At 64.5% G+C, this 9,778-nt stretch carries 10 protein-coding genes; 9 read left to right on the top strand and 1 reads right to left on the bottom strand.

The annotated features are described in order from the left end of the window. The first annotated feature begins 203 nt into the window (after positions 1–203). The 9 genes from EQG76_RS20165 (at position 204) to EQG76_RS20205 (ending at position 9,238) form a co-directional block, all read left to right on the top strand. On the top strand, positions 204–1,166 hold the full coding sequence (locus tag EQG76_RS20165) for a zinc metalloprotease HtpX (protein ID WP_159716139.1): 963 nt from the start codon (positions 204–206) through the stop codon (positions 1,164–1,166). 534 nt (positions 1,167–1,700) lie between these two features. Further along, positions 1,701–3,047: a site-specific integrase gene (locus EQG76_RS20170; RefSeq protein ID WP_159716140.1), complete on the top strand. Its 1,347-nt coding sequence runs from the start codon at positions 1,701–1,703 to the stop codon at positions 3,045–3,047. Then, positions 3,044–3,823, top strand: coding sequence for a hypothetical protein (locus EQG76_RS20175; protein WP_159716141.1), 780 nt, complete (start codon positions 3,044–3,046; stop codon positions 3,821–3,823). Before EQG76_RS20170 ends, EQG76_RS20175 begins: the two co-directional genes overlap by 4 nt. A gap of 384 nt (positions 3,824–4,207) precedes the next feature. After that, entirely contained in the window at positions 4,208–5,845 is a 1,638-nt protein-coding gene (locus tag EQG76_RS20180; RefSeq protein WP_159716142.1) for an AAA family ATPase, read from the top strand. Between the two features lie 20 nt (positions 5,846–5,865). Further along, positions 5,866–7,587, top strand: a complete 1,722-nt coding sequence (locus EQG76_RS20185; RefSeq protein ID WP_255476574.1) for a DEAD/DEAH box helicase — start codon at positions 5,866–5,868, stop codon at positions 7,585–7,587. Positions 7,588–7,646: 59 nt separating this feature from the next. Next, positions 7,647–8,075 carry a DUF5681 domain-containing protein gene (locus EQG76_RS20190; protein WP_235031469.1) on the top strand — a complete coding sequence of 143 codons (429 nt, stop codon included), beginning with the start codon at positions 7,647–7,649 and terminating at the stop codon, positions 8,073–8,075. Beyond that, entirely contained in the window at positions 8,065–8,334 is a 270-nt protein-coding gene (locus EQG76_RS20195; RefSeq protein ID WP_159716145.1) for a hypothetical protein, read from the top strand. The genes EQG76_RS20190 and EQG76_RS20195 overlap by 11 nt, the downstream gene beginning before the upstream one ends. 14 nt (positions 8,335–8,348) lie before the next feature. Continuing rightward, complete coding sequence (locus EQG76_RS20200; RefSeq protein WP_159716146.1) at positions 8,349–8,882, top strand: hypothetical protein; 534 nt, start codon at positions 8,349–8,351, stop codon at positions 8,880–8,882. Positions 8,883–8,941: 59 nt separating this feature from the next. After that, the gene (locus EQG76_RS20205; protein WP_159716147.1) at positions 8,942–9,238 is read left to right on the top strand and encodes a hypothetical protein; all 297 of its coding nucleotides are present in this window, start codon (positions 8,942–8,944) and stop codon (positions 9,236–9,238) included. Between the two features lie 56 nt (positions 9,239–9,294). Here EQG76_RS20205 and EQG76_RS20210 read toward each other — a convergent pair. Further along, the coding region (locus EQG76_RS20210; protein ID WP_159716148.1) for a MipA/OmpV family protein at positions 9,295–9,778 on the bottom strand (484 nt) is incomplete at its 5' end.

Raw genomic sequence — 9,778 nt, forward strand, 5'->3', positions numbered from 1 at the left:
CTGGAGAAGGAGACGCTCGACGAGGCCGAGCTGGCCGCACTGGTCGGCATGCCGGGGAGCAAGACTGCGACTTGACTTCCCGCGGGCGCTCCGCCCACGAACCGTGCCGGTGAAACATGCCCTGCCATTCCGTCAGAAGCCGGCCTAGCCGCGTCTTTGGGGGCGCCATCGCAGGAGAGCGGAGCTCAGGGAGGGCGGAACAGGTGCGACGGCTCGTTCGGCCAAGGATCGATCTGGCGGCGCTGGCACGGCAGCGGCTGCTCAACCGGTGCCATTCCATCCTGCTCCTGTGCGCGCTCGTCCTACTCGCGGCCCTGGCCGGCTACAGCCTGATGGGGTTCGCCGGCATCATGGTCGGCGGCGTGGCCGCGGCCATGATGCTGCTCATCGGCTCGACCTCTGGCGACGCCACGTTCCGTCAGCTCTATGGCGCGGTGCGGCTGACGGCCCGCAACGCACCGGGTTTGGCCTCATTGGTCCGCGAGCTTGGCCGCCGCGCGGATCTCGCGGATGGCCCGCATCTCTACCTACTGCCGACCCCACTCATTCAAGCGATGGCGTGTGGCACGCGGGAGGATCCGGCGGTTGCGGTGACCAGTGGACTGCTGCACGTCCTGCCATCACACGAAGTGGCGGCCGTGCTTGCCCACGAGGTTGCCCACATCCGCCACGGCGACATGTTCATCATGCGGCTGGCGCAGACGGCTAGCGCCATGACGTCGGCCATGGCCAATACCGGTATCATCCTGCTGCTGCTGGTCCTGCCGCTGAGCTGGGGCGCCTCCGTCGAGATCTCGCCGCTGGGCATCTTCCTGCTGCTGGTATCGCCGCTGGTAAGCGACCTCCTGCAGCGCTCGCTCTCGCGCCGCCGCGAATTCCTGGCGGATGCTGGCGCGGTCGAACTGACGGGGGACCCGGTCGGAATGATCCAGGCGCTGCAACGGATCTATGCCATCCAGGGCGACGACTGGGAACGGTTTGCCCTACGCGGCGGCCGCTGGCTGCACTGGTTCCGCACCCACCCACCGATGCGCGAGCGGATCTCCCGCTTGGAGGAGATGACGGAGCTGGAGCCGTTGCTCATCGACCAGTACGGGCTGATGAATGCACCGATCATCTCATCTGGTACCCGGCAACAACGCCTAATGCGCCGCTATGGGATGTAGCGGCCCAGCGTCCTCTAGTAGCTGGGCAGCGGTAAGGTAAGACCGTCGACCTGGTTGCGAGGCACCTGGAGGGCTTGGGTGACTGCTCGCGCCGGCTTGAGAAACGAGCCGGGCTGCAAGCCACAGCCAACAGCGCGCCAAAGCCTTGGCCGCGCATCGACCATTCCGTTGCTGCAGATTACCCTGATTTTCCGCTTGGGGCTTCCACGGGGCTGCCACTTTCTGCCCCTGGAATGTCTGAAGCCGCAACGGCCTCCAGCAAGCGATTGAAAAATCTCTAGAGAAGGTGGTGGAGCCGATCGGGATCGAACCGACGACCTCTAGAGTGCGATTACAGAGGTCAATGCTTCTCTAGGCTTCCTCTAGCTTACCGCTGGCAACTCAACCCTCTGAAACAGAGTGACAAAATGGGGCTAGTAATCTAGGGGTAGCAGCAGAAATTGCCCTACATTACCGCGCGGGGCTGCCTTGGGGCTGCCTTGGGGCTGCCTTGGGCGGGTTGAGCGGGCGAGAGCATTCAACCGGGGCACCTTCATGCCGAAGATTGGGCAGAAGCTCGTGGAAAGCCTGCGTGCCGACCCGGCGCGCGATTACAAGGTGTTCGACGAGGAGATCCGGGGCTTCGGACTTCGCGTGTTCCCGTCAGGCAAGAAGTCATGGATCTTCCAGTATCGCCATCGGGGCGGTCGGGGTGGAAAGACCGAGCGCCTGGTGATCGGCGATGCGGGGGCAATGAAGGCGGAGGAAGCGCGCACCATCGCCCGCCGTCATCTTGCGGCGCTGGATCGTGGGGAGAACCCGGCAGAAGCGCGCAACGCCGCTCGTGCCGATCTGTCGGTGGTGCAGCTGATTGAGCGGTGGATCGATGCCGGCTGTCCGCGTGCAAAGCCCGGCCGGATCGGTGGCGCCTTCCTGAAGGAAGCGACGGCACAGACCTACCGGAGCGGGCTGCGTCACCACGTCGTGCCGCTGATCGGCAACGTGAAGCTCGGCAAGCTCGCCCGTGCCGATATCGAACGGATGCAACGCAGGATCGCACGCCGCGAGACGGCAGCTGATCCGGTAGCGAGCGGCAAGGCACGCGGGCGCATCGTGCTCTCGGGCGGGGAGGGGATCGCGGGGCGGATCACGGCATACTTCGCGGCCGTCCTAACCTGGGGCGTGCGCGAGGGGCTGTTACCACACAACCCGGCAGAGAAAGTGCACGTCATCCCGGCAAAGCGCCGCGAGCGCTACCTGTCGGCGGAGGAAGTCGAGCGGCTGGGCGATGCGCTGGCCGCCGCCGAAGCGCAGGGCATGTCGCCGACCTTTACGCGCGCCATTCGCCTGATCGCCTTGACCGGCTGCCGAAAATCGGAAGCGCTCACCCTGCGGTGGCAGGATGTGGATCTGGTGGCTGGCTGCCTGCGACTTCCCGACTCCAAGACCGGAGCGAAGGTGATCCCGCTCACCACGGCCGCCCGTGCCTTCCTGGCAAGCCTGCCGCGCCAAGTGAACGAACACGACCAGCCGGTGCCGTGGGTGTTCCCGGCAGCTCGGGGCGGTGGGCACGCAGTGGGGATCACCAAGGCATTCGACCGGGTCCGCCGCCTGGCAGGCTTCGATGATGACGTGAGCCTGCATACGTTGAGGCACAGCTTTGCCTCCGCCGCGGTCGCGGCAGGCGGCTCACTGTTTCTGGTCGGCAAGGTGCTGGGGCACAGCAATGCTGCGACCACAGAGCGCTACAGCCACGTTGCGCTCGATCCCGTGCACGCTGTGGCCGAGCTAGGGGGGCAGCGCATTGCGACGGCACTCGCTGCTGGAGAAGCGAGGCGGCGCGGGACGGCTAGCGCCGACGTGGTTGAGATTAGGGACGCGAAGCGGGGGCGCCGGACATGATCGATGGGCTTCCGTGGCGCTTTCCTGAACTGCGGGGCGGTGCCTTTGCTCGTAGCGTACCGCAGAAGGCGCCGCGCGAATGGTCGCCATCTGTAATCAGTGAGATCCTGGCTCGGCATGGTGTGATCAGCCAGATAGCTAGCCTCCATACAGATCCTTCCGCAGTGTCTGAAGTCTGGATCGTCCATGGCATTCTAAGGCGGTACCAACTGTTGCTTGCGAGGCGCCAGACATTGAAAGCCAAGCCGGCCAACCGAAGACGCGAGATCGCGGACCGTCTCGCTTCTTTAGAGGAACAGCTGAATCACCTCGCGAATGAGGGGCGGGTTCTTGCTCAAGAGTACGAGCGGCTCGGGCCGCTCCGTGGTCGCGCCGGTGAGCCAAATTCTATCCGGCCGCTCGATGGGACGCCCAATCTAGAACTTCTTACCAAGCTGCTTCCAGAAGCGCTGGAGCGACTGCCAGCGCTGATCAAAACGGTAGAGCGTCATTCGACTGGTCACGCGCCTCCGCCAAAGCCAGGTGTGAAAGGTCGGCCCTGGGAGTTCCGAGCACTTGTGGCCGATCTGTGGCGCTTTTACCGGGAGCACACGGGAACGAACGGGCGTCGGCTAACAAAGCACGATGATGCGCTGGGTGAGCAGGTCCTGACTCATCCGGGCAAATTCGTTGCCGACATCATCAACGAGCTGGTCGCGGCGCCCTCTGCGCCGATCTCCGCTAGAGACCTAAGGGGCATCAGACAGGATGAGGGGGCAAAATTAGGCAGCGAGTGAAGCCCTAATGCTGCCTTTTCACGCTTTGAATCATTTCCGGCAAACCGTCGTCAATTACTAGCGCTTTCCCGAGAGCAGAGCGGATGACGACGGCACTACCTGCGGATCCTTGCATCAGTCCGAGTTCTAGCACGCTACCAGAGGTGATGGACCGCACCGGGAAGTTGGCTCGCTACATGCGTCGCGACGCAGCTTCTCGATACCTTGCGAATGAGTGGGGCATCGAGCGAGCGCCAACCACCCTAGCCAAGCTTGCGTGCATCGGCGGCGGCCCCAGGTTCGTGAAGGCTGGCCGGTTCCCGATGTACAGACCGGACTGGCTGGACGAGTGGGCACGCGAACTGGTCGGCGAGTCCGCCGAGGCTGCCTGAAGCCATGGAGGCGATGGCTGAGATGCCCGGCCAGGGTTGGGGCCCCGGCCGGGCAGGCGATGACGGGCAGAACAATACCGCCGCGCTGGCGGTGGTAAAGCCAAAAGACGTCACGCCTGCGATCCAGAAGCTCAGGATCGAGATCGACACTCTTGAACGGATCGCGTTGGCCGCGATGGTGGCTGATCCGGAGGGGGTTCGGACTTACGGGCTCCGCCCCAGCAACTTCACGAACCCGAGCCATGCAGCGGTTTGCAAGGAAGTGGGCGAGGTTGAGGCCGAGGGCTCTGCTACCGGTCCTGCCAGCATCAACGCGCTGGACCGCCGCCTTCGTGCAGTTCCTGCATACGTCGCAGCAGGAGGGCTAAAGTGGCTCGCTGGGCTCGTTGATGGCTTCGTCGGCGATCCGGTCCATTGGTGCGACCGCCTTCGGGAGGCGCGGGCGCGGCTGGATGCACATGATCAGCTCAGTTCGCTGGCCGAGAAGGTCGCGGACCTCACGTCAGAGCCGGGTGCGGTTGTCTCCACGGTCGAAACGCTAGCCACCCAGCTGCGCGAGGCCGCCAGCGCCTCGGCTGGGCTTGAGCTGGTGGACTCCACCGAGTTGGACAGCAAAGAGCCGACGAACCGAGAATTCATTGTAGAGGGCACACTTCCACGCCGAGTTGTGGTGATGTTGGCCGGTGATGGCGGTGTCGGAAAGTCGATGCTCGCCCTCCAGATGGGTGAGGCGATCAGGCGAGGCGAACCATTTCTGGGTCGAGAGACCACGGCCGGCAGCGTACTGGTGTTCTCCTGTGAGGACGATGCCGATGAGCTTCACCGCCGCCTGCATCGCATTCGCTCCAGCTTAGGCCCAGCGCACAATCCACCCGGCAGACTGTTGTTAGCGCCACGGGTTGGTCTAACGAACGCGCTGGTGACTTTCGATGCACGCGGCCTGCCGGAACAAACCGAAGCGTTTCGGGCACTAGAACGAGCCACGCTAAACCACCGGGTGAGCCTCGTGATTGTCGATACGGTCGCGCAGGTATTCGCCGGTTCAGAGAATGACCGATCGCAGGTGACCGCATTCGTGAACGCGCTAGCCGGCCTGGCCATGCGTGCCAATGCTTGCATCCTTCTACTGGCACATCCTCCAAAGGCTGATGGAGTCGAGTACTCCGGCTCTACTGCTTGGCCAGGCACCGTCCGGGCACGGCTGTTTCTCCGCCGTCAGGTCGGTGACGACGGCATCACCCGCTACTTCCTGAAGCTGGGCAAGGCGAACTACGCGCCAGAGTTCGAGGACGAGCTAGTCCGCGACACGCACGGCGTGATGTGGTCTGCCGAACGACTGCCGCCGTCTCTGGCGAACAAGATCGATGCTTACGCGGACCTCGCAGACGCCAAGCGGGTCTTCCTGGCCGCCCTGGACGCGATGACCCGTCAGGGCCGAGCCCTGTCGCACGCACCAAGAGCTCAGAACTACGCGCCGAAGGCAATCGCCGCGGCCGGGCTGGATCAGGGGCAAGGCCGGGTGCGGCTTGCGCGAGCCATGGAGGCACTCTTCGCCGACGGATTGATCAAGGCTGGCTGTGTGGTCGGCAAGGGTACGGACCGGAAGCCGATCTACGGCATCGCACGATCTGGCACGGGGGCTCCGGAATGACCAGATCGACCGGTCTCGAAATGCGGGAAGGTCTGCGGGAAGGTTCAGATTCTGCGGGTGGGTACCGTCCCGCAGGTGCAGGTAAGGCTGCGGGCGGGTTAGTCCCCCTCTTTAGAGGGGACTATCCCGCACGCACCGCACCCCCAGCGCCAGACCAAGCCGCACAGTCTGACCGTCCCGCAGAGCCCGCCGTTGGTGATGCAAGCCTTTCAGCCAAGCCAGCCTCGATCGAGCTCCGACCTTACCAGAAGAAAGCCGTGGACGATCTTCGGGAGGCCATGCGGCGGCACAGGCGAGCGCTGCTCCAGCTGCCCACTGGCGGCGGCAAGACGATCGTGTTCGCCAGCATTGCCCCGTCGGCAGCCCAAAAGGGATCGCGGGTCCTGATCCTGGTGCACCGCAAGGAGTTGGTGCGGCAGACCGTTGAGAAGCTTCAGCCCTTTGGCGTGACGCCCGGCATCGTAGGCAAGACGGCTGGTTGGGACCTTGAGCCGGTTGCCGTGGGGATGGTCATCACCACTGCCAAACGCGAACTCCCTGCCTACAACCTCATCATCGTTGATGAGGCGCACCACGCCGTCAGCAAGAGCTGGGAAGTGGTCCTGGACAAGCTGCCGTGCGCCCGGGTCCTGGGCGTCACAGCCACACCTCAGCGACTCGACGGCAAAGGCCTCGGCGAATGCTTTGATGTCATGGTCCAGGGCCCAACCGTTCGGGAGCTGACGAAGGGTGGCTTCCTGGCGCCGATTGTGGCCTGGGGGATCGAAGATGCCAATGTCCGAGGCCTCCGGCTGGTCGGGGGCAACTGGAAGGCAGCGGACCTTGAGGCAGTCCTGGGACCATTCACCGAACGGGCGCTGGCCGAATGGTCAGAGCGTGCGATTGGGGTGCAGACGATCGCCTTCTGCTGCTCGGTCGCTCATGCCGAGTTCGTGGCGGCGCGCTGGCGGGAGGCCGGCTTCAGCGCAGCCTGCGTCCATGGTGGGATGGAGGAGCGCCTTCGTGACCGGATCATCGCCGAGTTCGGCGCCGGCAAGCTGACGTTGCTAACCTGCTGCGAGCTGATCGACGAAGGCTTCGATGTGCCGGAGGTCGGCTGCGTGCTCCAGCTCCGGCCTACCGCCTCGATCACCAAACACTTCCAGCAAATCGGCCGCGCCATGCGGCCGAAGGCGGACGGCTCACCGTGCGTTGTCATCGACCTCGTCGGTAACATCGACGGTGCTGGGCACCGCAAGGGCCTGGGACTGCCGGACGAGGTTGTGGCGTGGACACTCGACGGAAAGCCGAAGCGGGATGAGGGCGAGAGGGGCCTGACGCCCGACCGGGGCGATCCCACGATAGAGGCGCTGGCTGAAGGTCGGATTCGTCTCTTGCGGTCCAAGCTCGCCGACTGCCGATGGTGGGGCGAAGCTGAAGGCATGGTGGAGCGTCCAGAGGACTACCTGATCCTCCAGCGCTATTTCCCGAAGCCGACCGGTGGCCGGTACCGCGACGTTTGGATCGTCCGCAGGTGCGCGGAGCGCTTCTTCTCGCACCTGCCATTTGCGGCCGCTCTCCGGAGCGCCGGCATCGCGCTCGGGAAGAGCCGGATGGTCGAGAACTCGCTGGCTCGGGGACATGGGTGGACCGTCCAGGAGGGTGAGAAGCATCACCAAGCCACAGACGCCCACTTCGCAGGCAGGCGCCAGCGCGCCCTCGGAACTCAGCCACTCGCAGCTCTTGGAGAATGCACTTCATGACATCGCCCAGCCACAACGGAGCCGACGCGACGAGAGCCGATCCCGACAATTCAGGTGAAATGCAGGGCAGGGGACGCTTCCAAAAGGGCCGGAGCGGTAATCCGGCGGGAAAGAGGCGCGGATCGAGGAACCGGGCTACTGTCTTGCTGGACAAGATCGCCACCGAGCAGGCTGAGGCGATCCTGCGTGCTGCAATCGACGCGGCCTTGAGCGGAGACAGCCGAGCGCAGAAGGCCCTTCTCGACCGCATTTGGCCGATCAAACGAAGCCGACCGATCGAGATTGACCTGCCGTCCATCCGAACTGCAGCCGATGCGACGAACGGGATCGAAACCGTCATCGCCTACGTGGCCGATGGCAGGCTGACGGTCGACGAGGGCGCGGCGCTGGCCGCCCTGCTGGAGACAAGGATCCGCCATCACGCAATCGACGAGGTGGAGGCGCGATTGGCGCGCCTTGAGCAGGAGATGGCCAAGCATGCCCCCTAGGAAACGTGCCGAGATCGAGCGCCGGCTGGAGCGGCTGGAAGCCAGAAGATCACCTCCATCTCAGGCCCTTGGGATCCCAATCCTGTCTGAAGAGGAGCTGGCGGCAATGTCGAACGAGGAGCTGAAAGCCCTCTGCGAGAGGTTCCTGGCGCAGGTCGAGTTGACGCCTGAGGAATTGGCGATGACGGCGGACGAACTTCACGAACACTGCTGCCGGCTGGTCAGGGAAGACCAGGTCCATGCAGGACTTTTTAACTGAGCAGGAGAACGATGATGCCGAAGCAGACCTCAAACCTCACTGTCGTGGCCGAAGAGGCCACCGGGGCGGAGCAGGCCGTCGCGGCCGTTCAAGCCGAGATCCAGGCTCAGGAACAGCGGCTGGCCAACTTGAAGGCGCGACTAGTTTGGGAGCAGGGCCGTGCCGAGCGTGAGGCGGCGCAGATCTGGCGGCAGGGAGAGCGCCAGCGCCTCGCCCGGCTGGCTGAACTGGTCGACGCGCGGGTCCAGGCTGCGGCCGCGGTCGAGCAGGCGATGCAGGTTCTGGCCAACGTGATCGCCGCCTATCAGGAGGCGGAGAAGCCGGTCCGGGCCCTGCTTGACCTCAGCCGCGAGCGGGACAAGAACATCGCCCTGCAGGCTGGCGAGGGCCGGCTAGGCCGGCGGTTGAACGGCATGCTGCGCCAGATCGGGATCACGGAGCTGCCGTACCACCGCGAGGATGGTCCGCTTCAGGACGCCGAGCGTGCGGCACTGGCGTGGCCCTCGACAGTGGATGAGCCGATCGAAGACGAAGCCGCGGCAGCGTGACGAGGATCCGGCGGTGGAGGCCCGCCGGCGCTCTCTGAGCCAACATCAAAAGCACCAACATGAACACGCGCCGCAACGGCATCGAGACACGTCTCAAGGCTCTGGAGGAACGGCTGACCCGCAAGCATGCACCACCGAAGCCGAGCCTCTGGTCGCGGTATTGGGCCGGCCCTGTGCCGAATCTCGCCGAGATCTTCGGCGACACAGATCCGAAGATGCTGCCCCCGGATGAGGTATGGGCCCGGATCGACGCACGCCTGCCGCCGGTGGCTGAGGAGTTCAGGAACGTCGGGCCCGAACGGCTATACGAATTGTATCGCGCGCAGATTGCTGGTCAGAGGACTGAGGTGGCCTAAGCAGCTAGGTGACGTCACCTGTGCTGCCCGCGCGTCACCGGCGATGACCGTCCTCATCAAAAGCCATAGGTGACCAGCAGGGTCAGCGAAGGCTGCAATTCCTCTTTCACGATCGGGCTGTCGGCAGCATCGCCCAGCAGATAGCCGAGACCCGCCTGACCGGTAAGAGTCCAGTTCTCCGCAAAGCGCCAGGTCACGCCTAAGTCGACGTCGATGCGCTTGAACCCAGCTTCTGCATCGTAGACAGCCAGGCCCGAGCGCGCCGCTTGGCTGGGAGTGACGCCGAAATAACTGTCCATGTAGTTGCTGTCCGCCCAAGTGGCGGACGTGCCGACGGTCATGGTGATGGTGTCGGTGAGCGAGGTACGCGAAAGGACCGCCCCGAACTCGCCCGTGAGGCCGTCACTGCCGCCGAGCGTGCGGGTCACGCTCGCATAGAGAGCACCCGGGCCGACCTCGTAGCTTGCGCGAGCGGTAAGGTCGAGCCCCCAGTCAACGTCGCCAAGGCCTTCCAGATGATCGGAATCGTCCTCGTCGCGC

The sequence above is a fragment of the Geminicoccus flavidas genome, from assembly GCF_009806515.1.
GTDB classification, from domain to species: Bacteria; Pseudomonadota; Alphaproteobacteria; order Geminicoccales; family Geminicoccaceae; genus Geminicoccus; species Geminicoccus flavidus.